Source organism: Curtobacterium sp. MEB011 (assembly GCF_030209655.1).
Classification (GTDB): Bacteria; Actinomycetota; Actinomycetes; order Actinomycetales; family Microbacteriaceae; genus Curtobacterium; species Curtobacterium poinsettiae.
In genome coordinates, this window is record NZ_JARVRN010000001.1 from 227,907 (window position 1) to 250,693 (window position 22,787).

At 69.9% G+C, this 22,787-nt stretch carries 25 protein-coding genes; 15 read left to right on the plus strand and 10 right to left on the minus strand.

The genetic code is table 11. From position 1 onward, the window contains the following. Positions 1-239 precede the first annotated feature (239 nt). The 5 genes from QRN30_RS01070 (at position 240) to QRN30_RS01090 (ending at position 6,111) form a co-directional block, all read left to right on the plus strand. The gene (locus QRN30_RS01070) at positions 240-1,202 is read left to right on the plus strand and encodes a polysaccharide pyruvyl transferase family protein (protein ID WP_284760120.1); all 963 of its coding nucleotides are present in this window, start codon (positions 240-242) and stop codon (positions 1,200-1,202) included. Positions 1,203-1,312: 110 nt separating this feature from the next. Beyond that, the gene (gene gmd / locus QRN30_RS01075; RefSeq protein ID WP_071250482.1) at positions 1,313-2,341 is read left to right on the plus strand and encodes a GDP-mannose 4,6-dehydratase; all 1,029 of its coding nucleotides are present in this window, start codon (positions 1,313-1,315) and stop codon (positions 2,339-2,341) included. After that, positions 2,341-3,312 (plus strand): GDP-L-fucose synthase family protein, encoded by a 972-nt coding sequence (locus QRN30_RS01080; protein WP_042539117.1) that lies wholly within the window; start codon positions 2,341-2,343, stop codon positions 3,310-3,312. The genes gmd and QRN30_RS01080 overlap by 1 nt, the downstream gene beginning before the upstream one ends. Before the next feature lie 35 nt (positions 3,313-3,347). Further along, positions 3,348-5,168: a DUF4012 domain-containing protein gene (locus tag QRN30_RS01085; RefSeq protein WP_017886291.1), complete on the plus strand. Its 1,821-nt coding sequence runs from the start codon at positions 3,348-3,350 to the stop codon at positions 5,166-5,168. Positions 5,169-5,547: 379 nt separating this feature from the next. Continuing rightward, the gene (locus QRN30_RS01090) at positions 5,548-6,111 is read left to right on the plus strand and encodes a hypothetical protein (protein WP_017886290.1); all 564 of its coding nucleotides are present in this window, start codon (positions 5,548-5,550) and stop codon (positions 6,109-6,111) included. Between the two features lie 69 nt (positions 6,112-6,180). Here QRN30_RS01090 and QRN30_RS01095 read toward each other — a convergent pair whose 3' ends face one another. After that, positions 6,181-6,645 (minus strand): VanZ family protein, encoded by a 465-nt coding sequence (locus QRN30_RS01095; RefSeq protein ID WP_284760124.1) that lies wholly within the window; start codon positions 6,643-6,645, stop codon positions 6,181-6,183. A 259-nt stretch (positions 6,646-6,904) separates the two neighbouring features. Between QRN30_RS01095 and QRN30_RS01100 the strand changes: the two genes are divergently transcribed. Next, on the plus strand, positions 6,905-7,234 hold the full coding sequence (locus QRN30_RS01100; RefSeq protein WP_056069418.1) for a hypothetical protein: 330 nt from the start codon (positions 6,905-6,907) through the stop codon (positions 7,232-7,234). A 100-nt stretch (positions 7,235-7,334) separates the two neighbouring features. After that, positions 7,335-7,664 (plus strand): hypothetical protein, encoded by a 330-nt coding sequence (locus tag QRN30_RS01105; protein ID WP_214519769.1) that lies wholly within the window; start codon positions 7,335-7,337, stop codon positions 7,662-7,664. Positions 7,665-7,769: 105 nt separating this feature from the next. Here the strand turns inward: QRN30_RS01105 and QRN30_RS01110 are convergent, their stop codons facing one another. The 3 genes from QRN30_RS01110 to QRN30_RS01120 are packed head-to-tail and all read right to left on the minus strand — an operon-like array spanning position 7,770 to position 9,879. Continuing rightward, the gene (locus tag QRN30_RS01110; protein ID WP_284760127.1) at positions 7,770-8,501 is read right to left on the minus strand and encodes an SOS response-associated peptidase; all 732 of its coding nucleotides are present in this window, start codon (positions 8,499-8,501) and stop codon (positions 7,770-7,772) included. A 49-nt stretch (positions 8,502-8,550) separates the two neighbouring features. Then, entirely contained in the window at positions 8,551-9,180 is a 630-nt protein-coding gene (locus tag QRN30_RS01115) for a hypothetical protein (RefSeq protein WP_284760130.1), read from the minus strand. A 3-nt stretch (positions 9,181-9,183) separates the two neighbouring features. Then, on the minus strand, positions 9,184-9,879 hold the full coding sequence (locus QRN30_RS01120) for a hypothetical protein (RefSeq protein WP_284760131.1): 696 nt from the start codon (positions 9,877-9,879) through the stop codon (positions 9,184-9,186). A 251-nt stretch (positions 9,880-10,130) separates the two neighbouring features. Here QRN30_RS01120 and QRN30_RS01125 point away from each other — a divergent pair, with 251 nt between their 5' ends. The 3 genes from QRN30_RS01125 to QRN30_RS01135 are packed head-to-tail and all read left to right on the plus strand — an operon-like array spanning position 10,131 to position 11,941. Then, a complete protein-coding gene (locus QRN30_RS01125; RefSeq protein WP_017886283.1) occupies positions 10,131-10,556 on the plus strand; it encodes an organic hydroperoxide resistance protein in 426 nt (141 codons plus the stop codon). 10 nt (positions 10,557-10,566) lie between these two features. Further along, the gene (locus QRN30_RS01130; RefSeq protein WP_284760133.1) at positions 10,567-10,953 is read left to right on the plus strand and encodes a YchJ family protein; all 387 of its coding nucleotides are present in this window, start codon (positions 10,567-10,569) and stop codon (positions 10,951-10,953) included. Between the two features lie 34 nt (positions 10,954-10,987). Then, positions 10,988-11,941: an SDR family NAD(P)-dependent oxidoreductase gene (locus QRN30_RS01135; RefSeq protein WP_017886281.1), complete on the plus strand. Its 954-nt coding sequence runs from the start codon at positions 10,988-10,990 to the stop codon at positions 11,939-11,941. A gap of 20 nt (positions 11,942-11,961) precedes the next feature. Here the strand turns inward: QRN30_RS01135 and QRN30_RS01140 are convergent, their stop codons facing one another. Then, positions 11,962-12,828, minus strand: a complete 867-nt coding sequence (locus QRN30_RS01140; protein ID WP_031259323.1) for a shikimate dehydrogenase family protein — start codon at positions 12,826-12,828, stop codon at positions 11,962-11,964. Between the two features lie 58 nt (positions 12,829-12,886). Here QRN30_RS01140 and QRN30_RS01145 point away from each other — a divergent pair, with 58 nt between their 5' ends. After that, a complete protein-coding gene (locus tag QRN30_RS01145) occupies positions 12,887-13,894 on the plus strand; it encodes an iron-siderophore ABC transporter substrate-binding protein (protein WP_031259322.1) in 1,008 nt (335 codons plus the stop codon). An 86-nt stretch (positions 13,895-13,980) separates the two neighbouring features. Here the strand turns inward: QRN30_RS01145 and QRN30_RS01150 are convergent, their stop codons facing one another. Further along, complete coding sequence (locus QRN30_RS01150; protein WP_017886278.1) at positions 13,981-14,385, minus strand: DUF1304 domain-containing protein; 405 nt, start codon at positions 14,383-14,385, stop codon at positions 13,981-13,983. 60 nt (positions 14,386-14,445) lie between these two features. Between QRN30_RS01150 and QRN30_RS01155 the strand changes: the two genes are divergently transcribed. After that, positions 14,446-14,781 carry a chorismate mutase gene (locus QRN30_RS01155; protein WP_017886277.1) on the plus strand — a complete coding sequence of 112 codons (336 nt, stop codon included), beginning with the start codon at positions 14,446-14,448 and terminating at the stop codon, positions 14,779-14,781. Then, a complete protein-coding gene (locus tag QRN30_RS01160) occupies positions 14,778-15,866 on the plus strand; it encodes a lactonase family protein (RefSeq protein WP_284760134.1) in 1,089 nt (362 codons plus the stop codon). Before QRN30_RS01155 ends, QRN30_RS01160 begins: the two co-directional genes overlap by 4 nt. 246 nt (positions 15,867-16,112) lie before the next feature. Here the strand turns inward: QRN30_RS01160 and QRN30_RS01165 are convergent, their stop codons facing one another. From QRN30_RS01165 to purS, 4 genes are read right to left on the minus strand one after another with little or no spacing between them, the layout of a single operon-like run. Then, positions 16,113-17,033, minus strand: a complete 921-nt coding sequence (locus tag QRN30_RS01165; RefSeq protein WP_262160522.1) for a 2-hydroxyacid dehydrogenase — start codon at positions 17,031-17,033, stop codon at positions 16,113-16,115. A 13-nt stretch (positions 17,034-17,046) separates the two neighbouring features. Continuing rightward, positions 17,047-19,428 (minus strand): phosphoribosylformylglycinamidine synthase subunit PurL, encoded by a 2,382-nt coding sequence (gene purL, locus QRN30_RS01170; RefSeq protein WP_235517536.1) that lies wholly within the window; start codon positions 19,426-19,428, stop codon positions 17,047-17,049. Between the two features lie 17 nt (positions 19,429-19,445). Beyond that, the gene (purQ, locus tag QRN30_RS01175) at positions 19,446-20,141 is read right to left on the minus strand and encodes a phosphoribosylformylglycinamidine synthase subunit PurQ (RefSeq protein ID WP_031259320.1); all 696 of its coding nucleotides are present in this window, start codon (positions 20,139-20,141) and stop codon (positions 19,446-19,448) included. Positions 20,142-20,146: 5 nt separating this feature from the next. Further along, positions 20,147-20,398, minus strand: a complete 252-nt coding sequence (gene purS / locus QRN30_RS01180) for a phosphoribosylformylglycinamidine synthase subunit PurS (protein WP_017886272.1) — start codon at positions 20,396-20,398, stop codon at positions 20,147-20,149. 178 nt (positions 20,399-20,576) lie between these two features. Here purS and QRN30_RS01185 point away from each other — a divergent pair, with 178 nt between their 5' ends. After that, positions 20,577-21,185 carry a PadR family transcriptional regulator gene (locus tag QRN30_RS01185; RefSeq protein ID WP_017886271.1) on the plus strand — a complete coding sequence of 203 codons (609 nt, stop codon included), beginning with the start codon at positions 20,577-20,579 and terminating at the stop codon, positions 21,183-21,185. After that, entirely contained in the window at positions 21,182-22,726 is a 1,545-nt protein-coding gene (locus QRN30_RS01190; protein ID WP_017886270.1) for a DHA2 family efflux MFS transporter permease subunit, read from the plus strand. Before QRN30_RS01185 ends, QRN30_RS01190 begins: the two co-directional genes overlap by 4 nt. Positions 22,727-22,787: the final 61 nt, after the last annotated feature.

Sequence of the window (22,787 nt, forward strand, 5' to 3'; positions counted from 1 at the left end):
AGGTGCTGCTCAGGCGTGCTGCGGGCGGGCTCGGTGTGATGGTAGTGGAGTTCCTGGTGAGGCCACGGCGATTCGTCTGACCGTCGAGGGCACGGCGGTCCGTCTGACTGTGGAGGCCACGATCGGGAATCGATGCTCGTGACCCTGCCTGGTCACGCTCGCACAGCGGCGACCTGCTCTGTCGTGCCATCACCCGCTCGTTCGCGCAGGGATCGTTCAATTTGCGAACCGATCGGCAAATGATGCTGTGCATCCTTGAAGTATCAGCACGCTTCGGACACTCTTCATGTGTGAGTAACCCGGTTGCGACGCTGCGCCAGCAGACTTTCTCGAGCCTGTCTCAGCTGCATTCGGGTGTTGCGGAAGTCACGCTGACCGACTTTCCGGACCATGCCAACATCGGAGACTCCGCGATCGTGCTGGGCCAGCGCAGTTTCTGGGTCCAGGCTGGAATCGTGCTGACGAGGGTCAGCAGCCGTTCGACGCTGGATCGAGCGACTCTGCAGACAAGGACACCGGTCGCCATCCATGGCGGGGGAAACATCGGCGGGCTCTACCCCGACGCCGATCTTCATCGGTACCGTCTTGCTGAAGGTCTCGCTCAGGAGACGTTGCTGATCCAGGAACCTCAGACCGTTCATTTCTCCTCAGAGGTTTCGGAGGCTGATTTTGCACGGAGGTTCGGCGCGCGCCCGAACACCCGGTTGGCTGTCAGGGACCAGCGGTCGGCTCGGGCGGTGGAGAGCCTGATGGCCGGGGTCGTGATCAGTCCTGACGCTGTGCACATGCTCGGCGAGATACCGGCACCCGCGCCGGTAGCGGACGTGGTGACTCTCGTCCGGAACGATGGCGAGTCGACTGGTCATCTCTCCGAAGGGCCGGACTGGCCTGCGGATCCGTGGGATCTCGATTGGCACCGGTGGTGGTCCAACCGCACCCAGCAACTTCCGCCGCTCAAGTCCGTGTTCCGACACACTCCAGAAGTCTGGATGTCGAAGGCTGAACGGCGCTTCCAGCGTGGCGTGCACTTTCTGTCGCGAGGGGAAACAATCGTCACTGATCGTCTGCACGCGATGCTGATCGGGCTGCAGATGGGGCGCCGCGTGATCGCTACGGACAACAACTACGGAAAGCTGTCCGCCTACGCCGAGACGTGGTTGGCGCCTTTCGGCGATCAGCTGGAGCTCCGAGGTCCGGCCTGAGCCAAGCTCGCTGCCGCTTGAGTCATGAGCAGCCGTTATGCTGAAAAATTGTTGCGTCCAACCACGTCTCGGGGCGGTTCCCCGAGGGCTGGCGCCTGAGCTGGGGAGACATGACGAAGCGCGCACTCATTACGGGCATCACCGGACAGGACGGCTCCTACCTGGCCGAGCTGCTGCTCCGCAAGGGGTACGAGGTGCACGGACTCATCCGTCGTGCGTCCACGTTCAACACATCGCGGATCGACCACCTGTACGTGGACCCGCACAACCCCGATGCCAAGTTGTTCCTGCACTACGGGGACCTCGGTGACGGTGCGCGGCTCGTCAGCCTGCTCAGCGAACTGAAGCCCGACGAGGTCTACAACCTCGCCGCGCAGTCGCACGTGCGGGTGTCGTTCGACGAGCCGGAGCACACCGGCGACGTCACCGGTGTCGGCACGATGCGCATGCTCGAGGCGGTCCGCGTCTCCGGCATCCACACGCGCTTCTACCAGGCGTCCTCGTCCGAGATGTTCGGTGCCACCCCGCCGCCGCAGAACGAGGAGACGCCGTTCTGGCCGCGATCCCCGTACGGCGCAGCGAAGGTCTACAGCTACTGGGTGACCCGGAACTACCGCGAGGCCTACGGCATGTTCGCGGTGAACGGCATCCTGTTCAACCACGAGTCGCCGCGTCGCGGTGAGACGTTCGTCACCCGCAAGATCACCCGCGCCGTCGCTCGGATCAAGGCCGGCCTCGAGGACCACGTGTACCTCGGCAACCTCGACTCCGTCCGCGACTGGGGGTACGCCGCCGAGTACGTCGAGGGCATGTGGCGGATGCTGCAGGTCGACGAGCCGGACGACTTCGTCCTGGCGACCGGCGGTGACTTCACCGTCAAGGACTTCCTGACGACGGCGTTCTCCCACGCCGGGCTCAACTGGGAAGACCACGTCCGGTTCGACGAGCGCTACCTGCGGCCGAGCGAGGTGGACGCCCTCGTCGGTGACGCCTCGAAGGCCAAGGAGAAGCTCGGCTGGGAGGCCACGGTCGACACCGCCGAACTCGCACGGATCATGGTCGACGCCGACATCTCGGCGCTCGAGCACGAAGGCCGTCCGTGGATCGACAAAGTCCGACTCGAGAGCTGGGGTTCCTGATGTCCACGACCGACTTCACCCCCGGTCCAATCGACCGGTCCGATCGCGTGTACGTCGCCGGGCACCGCGGCCTGGTCGGCTCGGCGGTCCTCCGCAAGCTCGAGTCGGAGGGATTCACCGACCTGGTCGGGCGGACCTCGTCCGAGCTCGACCTGAAGGACCGCAGCGCCGTCTTCGCGTTCTTCGCGGAGCAGCAGCCGAAGCACGTCGTGCTCGCCGCCGCGAAGGTCGGCGGGATCATGGCGAACAACACCTACCCGCACGACTTCCTGAGCGAGAACCTGCAGATCCAGGTCAACGTGATGGACGCCGCGGTGGAGCACGGTGTCGAGCGCCTCGTGTTCCTCGGCTCCTCCTGCATCTACCCGAAGATGGCCGAGCAGCCGATCCACGAGGACGCGCTGCTCACCGGCCACCTGGAGCCCACCAACGACGCGTACGCCATCGCCAAGATCGCCGGCATCCTGCAGGTTCAGGCCGTCCGCCGACAGTTCGGTCGTCGGTGGATCTCGGCGATGCCGACCAACCTCTACGGCCCGGGCGACAACTTCTCGCCGACCGGCTCCCACGTGCTGCCGGCGCTCATCCGCCGGTACGACGAGGCAGCCCGCAGCGGTGCGTCGACGGTGGAGAACTGGGGGACCGGGTCGCCCCGCCGCGAGTTCCTGCACGTCGACGACATGGCGGCTGCCGTGTTCCACCTGATGGAGCACTACGACGGTCCTGACCAGGTCAACGTCGGGACCGGTTCGGACGTCACCATCAAGGAGATCGCCGAGACGATCGGCAAGATCGTCGGTTTCGAGGGTGAGACGGTCTGGGACACCAGCAAGCCGGACGGGACGCCGCAGAAGCTGCTCGACGTGTCGAAGCTGGCGGAAGCCGGGTGGACGGCGCAGATCGGGCTCGAAGACGGGCTCCGCAGCACCATCGACTGGTACCGCGAACACGCGGATTCCGTCCGTCAGTGATGGGTGCTGGACCCACGGAACCGTAGGATCGCTTCATGTCCGACCAGCCCGAGTCGCGACGCACTGCAGCACGCCGGGGGTCCAGGGCCCGGATCGTCCTGTGGGTCGTCCTCGCCCTTGTCCTGCTGCTGATCCTCGCCGTCGCGTGGGTCGGTGTGCGTGGCCTGCTCGCGAAGGGGCACCTGGAGCGTGCCGTCGGGGACGTCGACACGCTGCGGACCCAGCTGACGAGCGGCGACACCGGCGCTGCCCAGAAGACCGCACGCCACCTGGAGGACGAAGCCGCGTCGGCTCGGTCGCTGACCGGTGACCCGGTCTGGGGTGCGGCGCAGGCTGTGCCGTTCTTCGGAACCAACCTGCGGGCCGTGCGGGACGTGTCGGTCGTCGTCGATGATGTGGCCCGCGATGCTGTCAGCCCGGTGGCCGGAGTCGTCGGGAAGCTCGGGTCGGACTCGTTCGCGCCGAAGAACGGCCGGATCGACCTGCAGCCGATCGAGGATGCGCAGCCGGCGGTCGCGAAGGCCACCAAGACGCTCGAGCAGGCGCGCACCGACGCGGCACGGATCGACACCAGCGGAACCCTGTCGCCGGTCACCACCGCCGTGGGACAGCTCCGGAACGCGCTGTCGACTGCCTCCGAGCAGGCGGTCGCAGCGAACCGCATCGTGCAGCTCGCGCCAGCCATGCTCGGTCACGACGGGGACCGGAACTACCTGCTGCTGTTCCAGAACAACGCCGAACTCCGAGCCGGAGGCGGGATCCCCGGCGCAGTGGCGGAACTCGAGGCGAAGGACGGATCACTGCATCTGTCGGCGCAGGCCTCGAGCGGAGACTTCGGGCCGTACGACCAGCCAGTCCTGCCCTTGACCGCCGACACGCGTGGGCTCTACGGCAACATCACCGGCGAGTACATGCAGGACGTCACCCTCACGCCGCGGTTCGACGTCTCGGCGAAGCTCGCGCGGGAGATGTGGAAGCAGAAGTTCGGGCAGCAGGTCGACGGGGTCATCGCCATGGACCCGGTGACGCTGAGCTACATCCTCAAGGCGACCGGTCCGGTGCAGCTGCCGACCGGTGACACCCTGACGTCCGACAACGCGGTGAAGCTCCTGCTGAGCGACGTCTACGCGAAGTACCCCGATCCGGTGGTGCAGGACGCGTTCTTCGCGTCGGCCGCCGGCGCGGTGTTCGAGAAGATCTCGTCGGGCGGGTTCGACACGAAGGCGTTCGTGTCTGCGCTGACCCAGAGCTCGGACGAGGGCCGTCTGCGGCTCTGGAGCGCCGACAACGCCGAGCAGCGCAGGATCAGTGGGACCCCGGTCGCCGGTGAGCTCCCGACGGCGACCGCCGACTCGAGCCAGTTCGCCGTCTACCTGAACGACGGCACCGGCGCGAAGATGGACTACTACCTCGACAAGAGCGTCTCCGTCGGCAGCTCGGTGTGCCGCAAGGACGGTCGCCCCACGTCCGTCGTGCAGATCACGATCAAGAACACCGCGCCGGCCGATGCCGCGACGAGCCTGCCGCGGTACGTCACCGGTGGCGGCGACTTCGGCGTGGACCCCGGCAAGATCAAGACCCTGCTCGCCGCGTACGCGCCCGAGGACGCGATCTTCCTGGGCGCGACGAAGGACGGCAAGACGACCGCGGTGCAGACGGCCACCGACGGTGGGCACCCGGTCGCGCAACTGCAGACACTGCTCGCCCCCGGCGAGAGCCTGACCTTCCGGGTGGCCTTCCTCGGCGAGGCGAAGTACGCGAAGGCAGCCGTGCAGGCGAGTTCCACTCCAGGCGTCCAGCAGACGAAAACGAAGCCCCTGACGTTCGACTGTCAGCAGCCACTCGCCACTCGGTGACGGCAGAACCTCCGCAAAACGAACCGGCACGTTGCCCCCACTCCGAGGGGCGCCGGACGATCCTGTTCGAGCGCAAAGACTCTTGATCTCACGCACAGCGCACGTGTGTGGCGTCGCTCAGGCCGTCTCATCAGGGCTTTCGGTCGGTTGATGCCGGAATCGAGCGACCGCGCCGCTGCTCGTCCCGCCGATGTCGAGGGTGAACACACGTCGACCAGTGACCAAAATCCACGTGATCTGGCACCAAGCTGGGAAACTCCGCTAGATTGAGTCAACATCGCCATCACAACCGCCATTTCTTTGGCTGGGGTCAACCACCGGCGAACAGCGGGCTCTGGGTGTCAGGGTCTGGATATTCAGATCTTTAGGGGAACCATTCATGAAGAAGCTCATCGCAGCGGTGGTGCTGGCTGGCGCCGCACTGCTCGCCACTCCGGCCGTCGCCAACGCCGCCGGTTACACGCCTGACTCCGACGTCTCCGTCTCCGGCAGCGCCGTCGCCGGTGGCACCGCGGCCGTGAACTTCACGCCGGGTGCCTTCCAGGACAACGAGACCGTCAACGTCCAGGTCACCGGTGCCGGTGCGGTCACGCTCGGCGCGCTGCCGACCACGACCGTCTCGAAGACCTACACGGCCGCCTCGGATGGTTCGCTCGACGTCAAGGTCACGTTCCCCCAGGGCGCCTCGGGCACCTACAACCTGACCGCCACCGGCGCCACCTCGGGCGTCGTCGGCTTCGCGGCCTTCACCGTCGCCCCGGCTGACGCTGCTGCGGTTCCCGCAGCCGGCGCCGGCGCTGGCAACGGCACCGACGGCACGCTGGCCTTCACGGGTTCGACCGTCTCCGCCCTGGCCCTCTGGGTCGCCGGTGGCGCAGTCGTCCTCGGTGGTGGCCTCCTGCTGGTCCGCGGCTCGGTCCGCCGCCAGCGCGAGTCCGTCTGAGTCTCGACACACTGAACGAAGCCCCCGGAGCACCTGCTCCGGGGGCTTCTTCGTGCGCGGGGATCGTCGTCAGCGACGCCGGGCCGCACGGCTGAGGAGCAGCACGCCCGCCACGGCCCCCAGGAGCGCCCCCACGCCGTTCGCGACGACGTCGTCGATGGTCGCGGTGCGGGCCGGCAGGAACAGCGCCTGGCCGGTCTCGATGCACGCGCTGACGACGAGCCCCGTGGCGATGGCGGCCCACCACCACCGTGCACCGGCGAGCAGCACCACCAGCAGGCCGAGCGGCACGAAGTACACGACGTTCGCGAACGACTCGACCGCGGCGTAGTCGATGCGGTCCGGCAGCCCGTGACGGTGTGCGGCCGCGAGCGCACGGGTGAGCCACGGGCCGCCCGAAGCGTCGACGGGGGAGCCCCAGAAGCCGACGAGTGCCAGGGCGACGCCGTAGGCGACGGCCAACCACGTCGCGAACCGACGGCTGCGCCAGGTGGCGGGTGCGCGGTCGTCGACGCGGGGCTTGTCGGTGGTCACACGCCGACGCTAGCGAGTCGCGCCTCCAGGCCGGTGACCGCACCGTTTCGTCCCCCGATCGCGTCGATCCGGAAAACGAGTACCCCGATCCTGGTCCTGTACCCCGGAAGTGCGACGCACCTGCCCGGAAATCCGGGGCTGGCCGATGGGTCGCATTGACGGAACCCGTGAATCCACGGGCCTCGCTGGCGATCCACGCGGCTGTTCTCGTAGCGTTCTGGTGTCAGCAGATGTACCCCGGATCGTGAAGGAGAGCGACATGAGCATCACCGTGAACAACGCGACGCAGGCCGAGGTCACCCTCGACACCGAGACCGTGGACACCATCGCGATCCTCGAAGCCGACGCAGAGCTCTCCTCGCGCCCGAAGCGCGCCAAGGTCACCTGGGTGCAGGAAGACCAGGGCGAGTGGATCGCCGGTTACGGCGGGTACTTCGGCGGCAGCGTCGACAAGCGGGACGACCGCTACGTGGCTTCCGACACCTTCGGACTCGTCGTGGGCGAGTTCGCCTCCCTCGAAGAGGCACAGACCAAGCTCGAGGACCAGCTGCACGTCATGCTCCCGCCGGTCATCCGGCCGGTCGAGTGACGACGGCGGACACCAAGACCCCCGGCGTCGACCGCGACGCCCGCACCACCGGAACCACCGGCACCACCCAGCACGCAGCACAGCACGAAGGAGCAGCACCATGAGCACGACCGTCGCCCACCGCCAGCAGGCCGAGGTGACCCTGGACACCCAGACGATCGAGGTGATCGCCGAGATCGAGGCCCAGGTCGTGGCTCCGGTGCAGGCAGCCCCCGTCCACATCACGTGGGCGCAGGCCGACACCGGCCTGTGGGTCGCGAACTACGGCGGCTACTACGGCGGCACCGTCGACCGTCAGGGCACCCACTTCTTCGTCGCCGACACCTTCGGCCAGTACGTCGGGGACTTCCGCTCCCTCGACGAAGCGAAGGCGCGGCTGACCGAGCGCCTGCACGTGGTGCTGCCGGACGTCATCCGTCCCACCGCTTGATCTGCTGCTGACCGATCGCTGATCCTCGAACCCCCGCCGGCATGCCGACGGGGGTTCTTCGCGTCTGCTTGCCAGCCCTGCCCTGCGCGCGCGGGGCGCAACCGCCTACGCGACGGGCTCGATGAGCTGCGGCCCGTCGTTCCGCACGCTGTTCACCATGCGGGAGACCTCGTACTGCGCAAGTCCCGCGGCCACCGTCAGCGACTCGTGGTCGAGCAGGGCCAGCAGGTCGTCGGTGTGCAGGTCGCCGCCGAGCCAGTCGTCGTAGCCGTCGGGCGTCAGGAACGCCGGCATGCGGTCGTGGACCTCGCCCGGAGCGACGTGGGCGTCACGGGTGATGATCGCGAGCGACAGCCGCCACTTGTCCGGGTCGCCCTCGGGCTTCGTGGGGTCGGGCCAGGCGCTCACGACGCCGGCCATCGCCAGGGCGCCGCCGGGTTCGTGCACGAAGTGGGGTTCCTTGCCGTCCTCGCGCACCACCCACTCGTAGTAGCCCTGCGCCGGGACGATGCAGCGGTTCGTGGCGAAGGCCCGCTTGAACATGCCGCTCGTCGCGACCGTCTCGATGCGCGCGTTGATCGGTTTCGGGCGCTGCTTCTGGAAGTCCTTCGCCCAGCTCGGCACGAAGCCCCAGCTGATCTGCGGCAGTTCGCGTTCGCCGTGGCGCTGGCGGACGGCGTACACGGGGTCGGTCGGGGCGACGTTCCAGCTCGGGGCGAGGCCGGGGTGCACCTCGCCGGTGTCCTCGTCGACGTGCTCGGTCCGGGCGGCGAGCTCGCCCATGAGCTCGGGCAACAGATCGGCTGTGGTGTCGGAGACGACGAACCTTCCACACATGCGCCCAGTGTGCCCGTCGCCGCCGACAGCGGTGCGGTGCCGTTCCTGCTCACGAAGTGGGGCGTGCGGGCGTCTCGGGTGCGGGCTCGAGGGACTCGGCGGCCAGGCGGGCGCGTTCGGAGCGGCCGATGCGGACGAAGTACTCCGACAGCCCGACTGTGTACGCCGCGATCGCGAGCACGTGGAAACCGCTGGCGGCCCCGAGGACGAACGCCCCGAGGACGGCGACGAGACCCGAACCGAGCAACGGTGCGACGCGGGCGAGCATGCCGATCAGCCCCCGCCGCAGCAGGACCGTGTCGGTGCGGACGATGTCGCGGTGCTCCGGCAGGACCGGCACCGGACGACGCTGCACGTACAGCTGCGTGGCACCCCGCGCGGCGAGCTGCCACGAGGGCCGCACCTGCCGGCCGTTGATCGTCGTCGAGGGGTCCGGCGGCTGCCACGTCGGGATGCACGCGAACGTCAGGAGCCCGACGCCGAGCGCCAGCAACACCATCGCGACCACGCTGCGGACCGGAGTGGTCCCCGTCCAGTCGACCCGGGCCTCCAGGACGGCCATGCCGACCAGCGCGACGACCGCTGCGACGCCGGACCACACGGCGGCACGTCGGACGCGTGCCGGATCGAGCACGTCCGTGACGTGCCGACGGAAGACCTGCCAGCCGAGCGTGAACACGGCTCATTCCTCCGGCAGTGCGAGCTTGCTGCCGCTCCGCGCGCCGGAGCGGCCGCGGGGTGGCAGGGGTGGAGGGACCGGCGGGAGCGCTTCGGCCTCGACGCGGAGTTGCTCCTGCCGGCCGAGGGTGCGCAGACCGCCGATGCCCGTGGTCGCGCCGGTGATGCCGAGGAAGAACCCGAACAGCGGCAAGCGGGACAAGCCGGTGCCGGCCGAGATCGCGGCGACGTCGACGATCACCACGGCGAGCAGGGTGGCCGCGCACCCGGTCAGGAGCAGGAGGCCGCCGAGCGCCGAGCGGACGAGCAGGTCGCGGGTCTCCGGCAGCCGGTCGAGGACGGCGTCGCGGTGCTTCGGGTCGACCGGGGGTGGGTTCCTGCGGTGGTACCGGGTAACGGCCTCCTGCGTGCGCCACCCGATGCCCGGGATCGGCGCGATCGCCCACCCCTTCGGCCCGGACGGCACGCAGGCGGCTGCGAGGCACCCGAAGCCAACGGACAGGAGCAGGCCGACGACGACCCTTCCGGCGGGCGGGAGCGGAGTGGCGTCGAACGCGTCCGTCGTCAGCCCGAGCACCACCAACCCGACGAACGCCACGACCACCGCGATGCTGCCGACGAGCCGGATGCGGCGGCGGCGCCGGGCGTCGACGAGTGCGGGGAGGCGCTCGCGGAACACCTGCCACCCGATCTTGAACACTCATCATGTCTACCCGGTGCTGGTGCGGGGTGTCTGCGCGCTTTGCGTTCAGTGAGCAGAAGATGTCGGGTGCTGGCGGGGACTCGACGTCTTCTGCTCACTCGATGCGCGGCGTCCCGCGCCCTCGCCCCGGCCGCGCCCGCACCCTCCCCACCCGGACACGCCCGAGCGCGCGCCTCCCGGAGCGACCGCGCCCGCGACGTGGTGCTGCCCCTCAGCGATCGTCCAGGCGGGCACGGTGACCTCGGACCATGAGTCTCGACATCGTCTACACCGCCGCTGCCCACGCCACCGGGGGCGGCCGCGACGGGCACGTCCGCAGCGAGGACGACCGGCTCGACCTCGACACCCGTCCGCCCAAGGAGATGGGCGGCAGCGGCGAGGGCACGAACCCCGAGCAGCTCTTCGCCGCCGGGTACGCCGCGTGCTTCCTCGGTGCGCTGCACGCCGCTGGCAAGGAGCTCGAGCTCGACACCACCGGCGCCGAGGTCTCCGCCGAGGTCGGCATCGGCGGCATCGGCAACGGGGGCTTCGGCCTCGCCGTGGAGCTCGACGTCTACGCCCCGAACGCCCCGCAGGAGCAGCGGCAGCGTCTGGCCGAGCGTGCGCACGAGATCTGCCCGTACTCGAACGCCACCCGCGGCAACATCACGGTCACGCTGTCCATCGTCGACTAGCGTTCCGCCGGTGGTCACCGACGAGACGCGCTGCCCCTGCCTGAGCGGCAACCCCTACGGCGAGTGCTGCGGCCCCCTGCACGCCGGGGCGGTGGCGCCGACCGCGGAACGGCTCATGCGCTCCCGCTTCAGCGCCTTCGCGCTGGGCCTGCCGGAGTACCTGCTGCTCACCTGGCACCCGCGCACGCGTCCGGCGGGCCTCGAGTTGGATGCGTCCCAGCGCTGGACACGGTTGGACGTGCTGGCGACCAACTCGGGAGGCCCGTTCGACTCCCACGGCACCGTCACGTTCCGCGCGTGGTGGCGTTCCGACGACGAGCGCGGCACGCTCGAGGAGACGAGCGACTTCGTCCGCGAGCAGGGACGATGGTTCTACGTGGACGGGGTCGTCGCCTGACGGCTCCGCACCACGCCAGCTGACAGGAGCCCACATGCCCGCACGCGACCTCACCCGCTACGGCGAACGGACCACGGCCGCCGAGGTCGTCGACGGCCTCGACCTGACGGGGCGCACGGCGATCGTCACCGGTGCTGCGTCCGGCATCGGGGTGGAGACCGCCCGAGCGCTCGCCGGAGCCGGGGCCCGCGTGACGCTCGCGGTGCGGGACGTCGAGGCCGGCCGACGGGTGGCGGACGACATCGCGCGGACGACGGGGACGGACGCACCGGCCGTCGTCGAGCTGCACCTGGACCGGCCGGCCTCCGTCGAGGCCTGCGCCGCAGCGTGGTCCGGGCCGCTCGACGTGCTCGTCGCCAACGCGGGCATCATGGACGCGCCCGAGTCGTACACGCCCGCCGGGTGGGAGTCGCACTTCGCGACCAACCACCTGGGGCACTTCGCCCTCGCGCTCGGGCTGCACGACGCCCTTGCCGCCTCGGGTTCGGCACGGATCGTCTCCGTGTCGTCGAGCGGACACGGTGGTTCGCCCGTCGTGTTCGACGACCTGTTCTTCCGCCGACGTCGCTACGAGCCCGGACTCGCGTACGGGCAGTCGAAGACCGCCAACGTGCTGTTCGCCGTCGCTGCCGGCCGACGGTGGGCCGCCGACGGCATCACCGCGAACGCCCTGATGCCCGGCGGGATCTGGACCGGGCTGCAGAAGCACTGGGACCCGGCGGTCCTGGCCGCCACGAAGCTCGCCGCGGCCGACGCCGTGAAGTCCCCGGAACAGGGAGCCGCGACCTCGGTCCTGCTCGCCACCGCACCCGAACTCGACGGGGTCACGGGTCGCTACTTCGAGGACTGCCACGAAGCAGCGGTGGTGGAGCGGATCGAGGACGGCCTGCACGGCGTGCTGCCCTGGGCGCTCGATCCCGACCAGGCCGATCGGCTGTGGGACGTCTCCGTCGCGCTGCTCGATGCCGAGGCGCGGTCCCGCGGCTGACCGAGGGCTGCCCGGTTCGGCTAACCGCTGATGACGGCGGGCAGGTCGACCGCGGTGCGCATCGCCCGGCGGACCCCGGCCTCGTCGGGGAGCAGCTCGTCCTCGTCGCCGGTCAGGAAGAACCGGATCTGCCCGATCGCCTGCTCGGTGAGCATGTCGAGGCCGTTCAGGACCAGCCCCCCGGCCTCGGTCCAACGGCTGGCGACCGCGGTGGGCCACGGTTCGTAGGCGACGTCGAACAGGACGGCGTCGGGTCCCGACGGCCGGACGTCCAAGGCGTCGGCGGCTCCGCCCGGCAGCGTCGACAGGACGAACCCGTGGTGGGTGCCCGTGAGTTCGGTCAACGGGTGGACCTCGAGCGTCACCCCGAGCCGGACGGCCAGGCCGACCAGCGGGTGCGTCTTCGCGGTGTCGCGGACGAACACCCGCACGAGCGAGGCGCCGAGCCGCACGGCAGCGGTCAGGGCACTCGCCGCGGTGGCACCGCCGCCCAGGATCGTGGGCTCACCGGGCAGGTGTCCGAGTGCCTCGACCGGTCGGACGAGGCCCTGCACGTCGGTGTTCGCGCCGGCTCGCACGATCGTGGAGCCCTCGTGGCGGAACGCGACCGTGTTGGCGACCCCGAGCTCATCGACGAGCGGGGTCGTGCGGTCGAGCAGCGGAAGCACCTCGCGCTTGAGCGGCATCGTGAGGCTCAGCCCACGCCATTCCGGACCCAGCCCCGCGACGAACGCGGCGAGCCCGCCGGACGCGACCTCGTGCCTCCCGTACGTGAAGGGCAGGTCGAGCGCATCGTAGGCCGCTGCGTGGAGCGTGGGCGAGAGCGAGTGCGCGATGGGTGAGCCGAGCACCGCGAGGTGCGTGCGGCCTGGTTCGGTGAACGCCACGGTCACCCAGCCTAGCCAGCCGTTTTCTTGAGCACCCCGTTAGGTTAGGCTACCCTTCGTGAACCGTTCCCCCTTGCGTCTCCGACGCGTGCTCGCCGCGGCCGGCGCCGTCGTCGCCGCGTCCCTCGTCCTCGCCGGCTGCGCGTCCGGCTCCGGCTCCTCGACGGACTCCGCGTCCTCTGGGTCGTCCGACGCCGCGTTCCCGGTCTCGATCACGACCGGCCTCGGCACCACCACCATCGAGTCGGCACCGAAGCGCGTCGTGGCGCTCGGCTGGGGCGACGCCGAGACCGCCCTCGAACTCGGTGTGCAGCCGGTCGGCGCGAGCGACTGGCTCGCCTTCGGTGGCGACGGTGTCGGCCCGTGGCTCAAGGGTGCGTACGACAAGTCCCCGAAGATCATCCAGACGCTCGAGCCGAGCTACGAGGACATCCTCAAGCTCAACCCCGACCTGATCCTCGACGTGAAGTCCTCGGGCGACAAGGAGCGGTACGACAAGCTGTCCGCGATCGCGCCCACCCTGGCGATCCCGAAGGGCGGGGCGAACTACCTCGCCTCGACCGAGCAGCAGACGACCATGATCGCGAAGGCGCTCGGCAAGGAGTCCGAGGGCAAGAAGCTGCTCTCCGGCCTCGACGACGCCTACGCCGCGGCCCGCAAGGCGCACCCGGACTTCGCGGGCAAGACGGCCGTCGTCGGTGCCTACAGCTCCGAGGGCTTCGGGGCGTACGCCTCCACCGACAGCCGCTCGACCTTCATGCGAAACCTGGGCTTCGAGATCCCGAAGGCCATCGACCAGCAGGCCGGCAAGGAGTTCTCCGTGCACCTGTCCGACGAGAACCTGGACCTGCTCGACGCCGACCTGACGCTGATCCTGCCGATCTACGTGGACGCGTCCGAGGCTTCATCGAACAAGCTGTTCCAGAAGGTGCCGTCGGTCGAGGCCGGGCACGCGATCGTGTTCGACGACAAGGACGTGTCGTCGGCGTTCTCGATGGGCACCACGGCCGCGATCGAGTGGGCGCTCGACAAGCTGCCGGCGGAGTTCGAGAAGAAGCTCGGCTGACCCAGAGCGCTTCTCCACCGCGAAAGCGACAGGGTGCCGCCGATGTTCGGCGGCACCCTGTCGCTTTCGCAGTTCGGGGGGACGGACTAGGCGCCGACGGTGGACCCCAGCAGCGCGAAGAGCAGGGCGATCAGGGGGAGCGTGCCCTGCTTGAACGCGGAGTTGACGTACTTCCGGCCGGAGCCGATCAGGACGACCGCTGCCCCGAGCATGCTCGCGGTGGAGAACACCACGAGCGTCCAGCCGCTCACCGTGTTGCCCGCGAGCACGAGCACGACGCCGAGGATGGCCCCGATCGCCAGGAACAGGTTGTAGAAGCCCTGGTTGAAGGCGAGCGAGCGGGTCGCCACGGCTTCGGTCTCGGAAGCGATGCCGAAGATCCGGCGCGCTTGCGGACTGGTCCAGATGACCGATTCGAGGAAGAAGATGTACACGTGGATGAGGCCCGCGAGGACCGCACAGACACCCGAGATCACCAGCAGGACCGACATGTGCACATTCTCGCAGGCGCGGGCGGGGTTCCGCTGCACGTCCGCCAGTAGGCTCGGACCATGAACGACGAGGTCACCCCGCCCGAGGCCGAACCGAGCGCGGAAACCAGCGCCGTCGCCGAACTCCGCAGCATCCGGCAGAGCATCGACAACATCGACGCCGCCGTGATCCACATGCTCGCGGAACGCTTCAAGTACACGCAGCGCGTGGGACACCTGAAGGCCGACTCGGGCATGCCGGCTGCCGACCCGGACCGCGAACGGACCCAGGTCGCCCGGCTCCGGTCGCTCGCCACCGACTCCCACCTCGACCCCGCCTTCGCCGAGAAGTTCCTCAACTTCATCGTCGCCGAGGTCATCCACCACCACGAGCGCATCGCGGGCCGCGACGAATGAACGTCGGGCTGCCGTCGCTGCTGATCGGGTCGTACACGGCGACCGGCGGCGGGAACGCCACGGGCATCTCGCTGGTCGACGCCGGCCCGGTCGGAACCACTCCGGCGCCCCGGACCGTCGCGGTGCTCGACGACCCCTCGTTCCTGGCCGTCTCGGGTGACCGGGTCTACGCGGTCTCCGAGACGAACGACGGCGCCGTGTCGGCCTTCCGGCTGCAGGGCGGCGCGCTCGAGCACCTGTGGGACGCCCCCGCCGGTGGAGACGCCCCGTGCCACATCCGGGTCGACCCCTCGGGCGCGCTCGTCGTCACGAACTACGTCTCCGGCACCGTCACGGCGATCTCCCTGCTGGCAGCCGAGTCGCACGCGGCCTCGCTGACGGCGAGCGACGGTGTGGTGCTGCACGGTGACGCCGACCAGCGCTCGGTGCCGGCCGACGCGGTCGAGGTCGCCGTGCTGCCCGACGTCACCGGCCCCGACGAGGACCGCCAGGACGGCCCGCACGCGCACCAGTCGATCGCCACCCCGGACGGCACGGTCCTGGTCGCCGACCTGGGCGGCGACGCCCTGCACGAGTTCCGCATCACGGTGTCCGCCGACGGGGTCCCCGACATCGAGGCGGTCCGCGTGCACCACGTGGCACCCGGTGCCGGCCCGCGGCACATGACCTGGATCGACAGCGACCTGCTCGTCGCCGGTGAGCTCGACGGCCGCGTGTACCGGCTGCGTCGCGACGCTTCGGGGTCGCTCGTGACGATCGCCGCAGTGCCCGTGTTCGACGGTGCCGTGGGGGATTCGCTGCTCAGCCACATCGAGGTCGACGACGCCGGCCGTGTCTACGTGACCGTGCGTGGGCGTGACCTGCTCGTGGTGCTCGACGCGCGTGACGGCGGGCTCTCCGTCGTCGGGTCCGTTCCCTGCGGTGGGGTCTGGCCGCGGCACTTCGCGCGGGTGCCCGGGTTCGTGCTGGTCGCGAACCAGATGTCCGACGCGGTGGCCGTGCTGCCGCTCGACGCCGACGGCATGCCCGGCGAAGCCGTCGCGCAGATCCCGGTCGCCACCCCGACCTGCATCGTCCCCGTCTGACGCCGGCGTGTTCGTGCGTGCGAGCCTGCGTGACGCCGGCGTGTTCATGCCTGCGTGCCTGCGTGACGCCGGCGTGTTCGTGTGACGCCCCGAAGTCGTCGAGACGCCCCCGAATTCGGCGGCGTCTCGACGACACTGCGGCGTCGGAGCGACACGACGGCGTCTGGACAACGCCGCAACGCCGCAATGCCGCAGCGGCACGAGACGAGACGAGACGAGACGCCGGCGTGTTCGGAGCCCCGCGCGCTAGAAGTCGATCAGGTTCTCGAAGGGGCGGCCCTCGGCCAGCGCGGCGACCTGCTTGCGCATGAGCTCGATCGACCTCGGCACGCTCAGGTCGGTGTTGCCGCCGACGTGCGGCGTGAGCACGGTGTTCGGCGTCGTCCACAGTGGGTGTCCGTCGGGCAGGGGTTCCGGGTCGGTGACGTCGAGCGCCGCGAACAGCCGCTCCGACCGCAGCTCGGCGACCAGGGCATCGGTGTCGACGACCTTGCCGCGCGCCACGTTCACCACGAGGGCACCGTCCGGCAGCGCCGCGAGCAGCTCCGCGTCGACCAGCCGTTCGGTCTCGACGGTGAGCGGGGCGATGAGCACGAGCACGTCCGTCGTCAGGGCCAGGTCGGGCAGCTCGCCGAACGCGTGCACGTGCCGACCGTCCTGGTCGCGGGCGGTCCGGGCGACCACGGTCACCTCCGTGCGGAAGGCCTCGAACCGGGTGGCGATCGCGGACCCGATCGCCCCGTAGCCGACGACGGTCACCCGGCGGTCGGCGAGCGATCGGGTCTCGCGGGCGTCCCAGACGCCGTTCGCCCGGTCGACCTGGAACGCCGAGATCTCGCGGAGCGAGGTCAGCGCCAGGCCGACGGCGAGCTCGGCGGTCTCGTCGTCGTGGATGCCGCGACCGTTCGCCAGCTGCGCGTGCCCGGGCACGTGCGGGATCGCGTGCTCGTACCCGGCGCTCGGCAGCTGCAGCAGCTGGAGCTCGGGCAGGTCGTGCACGAACTGCCAGCGGTGCCGCCCCGCGAAGTAGAACGGCAGGAACGTGATCGCGACGTCGTCCGGGCGACCGTACGGCGACTCGACGTCCCAGACGTCCAGCTCGATGCCGTCCGGCACGGGGCCGAACCGGTCGACGAGTTCGGCGAACGGCAGGGTGACGATCGGCATCCGCGGACCGGGCCTAGGCGTCGGTGCGCGGCGAGAAGGCACCGTCGGAGTCGAGCGGCCCGCGGCCGACGTACCCCTCGGTGACGTCCTCGACGATCACGTCGCCGAAGCGGGCCGGCAGCGTCGCGGCGTGGGTGCCGCGCAGCTCGTCGACCGTGGCCTCGAACGCGCCCTGGACCTCGAGCGTGCTCGACGTCGCGTCGGTCACGCCGATGCGCAGCACCGGGAAGCCCCGGCCGGCGCACATGCCCTGGAACCGCACGTCGTCCTCACGCCGGACGGTCACGATGACGCGACCGGTCGACTCGGAGAACAGCGCCGTCGCGGTGTCGATGCCGTCACGGGTCTCGAGCTCGTCGAGGACCACGCGGGCACCGATGCCGAAGCGGAGCACGGACTCGGCGAGCGACTGGCCGAGGCCGCCGTCCGCCAGGTCGTGCGCGCTGGTGAGCAGCTGCTCACCGGACGCCGCGTACAGCAGCTCGGCGAGGGCCTTCTCGCGCTCGAGGTCGACCGCCGGCGGACGCCCGCCCAGGTGGCCGTGCACGGTGCCGGCCCACGCGGAGCCGTCGAGCTCCAGGCTCGTGGTGCCGAGCAGGTAGATGTTGTGGCCGTCGTCCTGCCATCCCGACGGCACGCGCTTGGCGACGTCGTCGATGATGCCGAGCACGCCGACGACGGGCGTCGGGTGGATCGGGGTCGAGCCGGTCTGGTTGTAGAACGACACGTTGCCGCCGGTGACCGGGATGCCGAGCTCCATGCAGCCGTCGGCCAGGCCCTCGACCGCCTCGGAGAACTGCCACATGACCTCGGGGTTCTCGGGGGAGCCGAAGTTCAGGCAGTCGGTGACGGCAGCGGGAACGGCACCGGTGACGGCGACGTTCCGGTACGCCTCGGCGAGGGCCAGACGGGCACCCTGCTTCGGGTCGAGCTGGCAGTAGCGGCCGTTGGCGTCGGTGGCGATCGCGACGCCGAGCCCGGTTTCCTCGTCGACGCGGATCATGCCGCCGTCGTCGGGGAAGGACAGCGCGGTGTTGCCGAGCACGTAGGTGTCGTACTGGTTCGTGACCCAGTTCTTCGACGCCAGGTTCGGCGAACCGAGCAGCTGCAGGAACTGCGCCTTGAGCGCGGGGCCGTCGGCCGGACGGTCGAGCGAGGCGGCCGTGTCGGCCTGCAGCGCGTCGATCCAGGTCGGGTAGGCGACCGGGCGGTCGTAGACCGGGCCGTCGACGGCGACGGTGCGCGGGTCGACGTTCACGATCTCCTGGCCCTGCCAGTCGATGACCAGGCGGCCGGTGCCGGTGACCTCGCCGAGCACGCTGGTCTCGACCTCCCACTTGCCGACGACGCTCAGGAAGTCGTCGAGCTTGTCGGGGCGGACGACGGCCATCATGCGTTCCTGGCTCTCCGACATCAGGATCTCTTCGGCGGTGAGCGTGGGGTCGCGGAGCAGGACGTCGTCGAGCGAGATGTGCATGCCGCCGTCACCGTTGCTCGCGAGCTCCGAGGTGGCGCAGGAGATGCCCGCCGCACCGAGGTCCTGGATGCCCTCGACCAGGTCCTTCTGGAACAGCTCGAGGCAGCACTCGATCAGGACCTTCTCGGCGAAGGGGTCGCCGACCTGCACGGCCGGGCGCTTGGTCGGGCCGCCCTCGGTGAAGGTGTCGGACGCCAGGATCGATGCGCCGCCGATGCCGTCGCCGCCGGTGCGGGCCCCGAACAGGACGACCTTGTTGCCGGCACCGGAGGCGTTCGCCAGATGCAGGTCCTCGTGGCGCAGGACGCCGACGGCCAGGGCGTTGACCAGCGGGTTGCCCTGGTACACCGGGTCGAAGTAGGTCTCGCCGCCGATGTTCGGCAGGCCGAGGCAGTTGCCGTAGAACGAGATGCCGCCGACGACCCCGTGCACGACGCGTGCGGTGTCCTCGTGGTCGATCGCGCCGAAGCGGAGCTGGTCCATCACGGCGACGGGGCGGGCACCCATCGAGATGATGTCGCGGACGATGCCGCCGACGCCGGTGGCCGCACCCTGGTAGGGCTCGACGTAGGACGGGTGGTTGTGCGACTCGACCTTGAAGGTCACCGCCCAGCCGTTGCCGACGTCGACGACACCGGCGTTCTCGCCCATGCCGACCATCAGGTTCTTGGTCATCTCCGGCGTGACCTTCTTGCCGAACTGCCGCAGGTAGTTCTTCGAGGACTTGTAGGAGCAGTGCTCGCTCCACATCACCGAGTACATCGCCAGCTCGCCCGAGGTGGGGCGGCGGCCGAGGATCTCCTTGATGCGGGCGTACTCGTCCGGCTTCAGGCCCAGCGCGTCGTACGGCTGCTCCTTGTCGGGGGTTGCTGCCGCGTCCTGCACGGTGTCGGGCTTCGGGCGAACGTGTGTCGTCACGGTGTCGTTGTTCCCTGTCACTTGACGAGCGCGTGCTCGATCACGGAGGTGAAGAAGGTCAGGCCGTCGGTGCCCGAGGCCATCGCGGCGGGGGTGTCCGGGCCGAACCCGGCCTCGGTCGCGTGCTCGGGGTGCGGCATCAGGCCGACGACGTTGCCGCGCTCGTTCGAGACGCCGGCGATGTCGTCGATGGAGCCGTTCGGGTTCACGCCGAGGTAGCGGAACACGACCTGGCCGTTGTCCTCGATGCGCTTGATGGTGTCGGCGTCCGCGACGAAGCGGCCGTCGGCGTTCTTCAGCGGGATGGTGATCTCCTGCTGGGCGCTGAAGCCGGAGGTCCAGGCGGTCGCGGTGGTCTCGACGCGGAGCTTCTGGTCGCGACGGATGAACTGCTGGTGTGCGTTGCGGGTGTGTGCCCCGGGGACCAGACGGGCCTCGGCCAGCATCTGGAACCCGTTGCAGATGCCGAGCACGGGCATGCCCTTGCCGGCGGCGTCGATGACCTCGGCCATGATCGGGGCCTTCGCGGCGATCGCGCCGGCACGGAGGTAGTCGCCGTACGAGAACCCGCCGGGCAGCACGATCGCGTCGACACCCTGCAGGTCGTGGTCGCCGTGCCACAGGGCGACGGGGTCGGCGCCGGCGAGACGGACGGCGCGCTGGGCGTCGCGGTCGTCGAGCGAGCCCGGGAACGTGATGACGCCGATGCGCATCCGGGTCACTGGCCTTCCACGGTCACGGACACGACGTCCTCGATGACCGCGTTGGAGAAGACGTCGGCTGCGATGTCGCGGACCTCGGCGAGCTTGGCGTCGTCGACGGGGCCGTCGACGGTCACCTCGAAGCGCTTGCCGATGCGGACGTTGGTCAGGTCGGCCTTGCCGAGGCGGGCCAGGGCGTTGCCCACGGCCTTCCCCTGGGGGTCGAGGATCTCGGCCTTGGGCATGACCTCGACGACGATCGTTGGCACGTGTTCTCTCCAGCACTTCAGGGGTGGGGGGACGCGACCAGTCTACGGGGCGCACGCGACACGCCGGGACGGCCCCGGGCCTCCAGGCGGGCACTTCCTGTGCGCTTGCTCACGTCTGTTCCAACGCGTATATTCCAAGTCGAATAGTCAACAACGAACAAGCGGACTGGAGGCACGTGTGCCGTCGCTCACGCCACTCGCGTTCGCCGCGCTCGGGCTCCTGGCCGAGGGGCCGACGCATCCCTACGAGATGTTCCAGACGATGACGCACCGCCGGGACGGCCGGAACGTCAAGGTCCGGCCCGGCACGCTGTACCACCAGGTCGGCCGACTGGTGGAGCTCGGCCTCGCCGAGATCGTGGGGACCGACCGGGCGGGCAACCGTCCGGAACGCACCACCTACGCCATCACGGACGACGGGTGGACGGCCCTGCACGACGGGCTCGTCCGGCTGATCGCCGAACCGGCCGAGGAGTACCCCGTCTTCCACCTGGCCGTCGCCGAGATCGAGAACCTGTCGGTCGACGAGGCCGAGTCCGCGCTGCGGGCGCGGGTCACGGCACTCCGGGCCCAGCGCGACGAGGCGGACGAGATCCTCGGGATCGTCCGGGCGAAGGACCTGCCCGAGCGGTACTGGCTCGACGTGTCGTACGTGCGTGCGATGCTCACGACGCAGATCGAGTGGCTCGCCGCCACGGCCGACCGGATCGCCGCCGGCCACATCTCCTGGGACGCCCACGCCGCGTCCGCAGACACCACCACGAACAGCAAGGAAACCACTCGATGACCACCGTCACGCCTCCGCGGACGACCGAGAAGAAGCCGTGGCCTGCCCTGTGGGCACTCGTCGTCGGGTTCTTCATGATCCTCGTCGACTCGACCATCGTGTCGGTCGCCACCCCCACCATCGCCCAGAAGCTCGACGCGGACATCAACTCCGTGATCTGGGTGACGAGCGCCTACCTGCTCGCCTACGCCGTGCCGTTGCTCATCACCGGCCGGCTCGGTGACCGCTTCGGCCCGAAGGTCATGTACCAGATCGGCCTCGTGGTCTTCACGCTCGCCAGCCTGTGGTGCGGCCTGGCCGGCTCGATCGAGGTGCTGATCGTCGCCCGCGTCGTGCAGGGCCTCGGCGCCGCGATGATGAGCCCGCAGACCATGTCGGTCATCACCCGCATCTTCCCGCCGCAGAACCGCGGTGCGGCGATGGGCCTCTGGGGCGCCGTCGCCGGTGTCGCCTCGCTCGTCGGCCCGATCGTGGGCGGCCTGCTCGTCGACGGCTTCGGCTGGGAGTGGATCTTCTTCGTGAACGTCCCCGTCGGTGTCGTCGCGTTCGTGCTCGCGCAGCGTTTCGTGCCGTCGTTCGAGCGGCACGGGCACCGGTTCGACTACCTCGGCATCTTCTTGTCCGCAGCGGGCCTGTTCCTGCTCGTGTTCGGCATCCAGGAAGGCGAGACCTACGACTGGGGTGTCATCGCCGGTCCGATCTCGGTGTGGTCGCTCATCATCGTCGGTCTCGTGGTGCTCGCCGGCTTCGTGGTCTGGCAGGGCGTGCAGAAGGGCGAGCCGCTGCTGCCGCTCGGTCTGTTCAAGGACCGCAACTTCACGCTGGCCAACGTCGCCATCACGGCCGTCGGTGTCGCGATCGCCTCGTTCGCGCTGCCGATCATGCTGTGGGCGCAGGACGTCCTGCGCTTCTCGCCGACCCAGGCCGCACTGCTCCTCGTGCCGCAGGCCGTGCTGTCCGCCGCGCTCGCGCCGGTCGTCGGCAAGAACCTCAACCGCTGGAACCCGCGCTGGGTCGCCGCGTTCGGGCTCGCCTGCTTCTCGGTCGGCCTGTTCTGGTTCGGTGCCCTGCTGACGAGCGGCGCCGAGTGGGGCTGGGTGCTCCTGCCGAGCGCGCTCCTCGGGCTCGCCAACGCCTGCATGTGGGGGCCGCTGTCCGTCTCGGCGACGCGCAACCTGCCGCCGAAGCTGGCCGGTGCCGGCTCGGGCGTCTACAACACCACGCGGCAGATCGGTGCGGTGCTCGGTTCCGCCGGCATCGCCGCCCTGATGGAGGCCCGGATCACCGCGAACTTCCCGGCGTCGTCCGGTGGGGCCACGGCCGGTGGCGCGGAGCAGCAGGTCGGCGCTCTGCCGGGCTTCCTGCTCGAGCCGTTCTCCACGGCCATGGGTGAGTCGCTCTACCTGCCGGCGATCGTGCTCGTCGTGGCCATCGTCGCGGCGCTGTTCCTGGCGAAGCCGAAGCAGACCGTCGCCTGGCAGCAGACCGGTTCGGTCACCACGCAGCCCGACGCCGAGCCCGCGGGAGCCCCGGCGAAGTAGAGCACGAGCGCTTCGGCGCCCAACGAGTGAGCAGAAGAAGTCGAGTCACCTCCGGGTACTC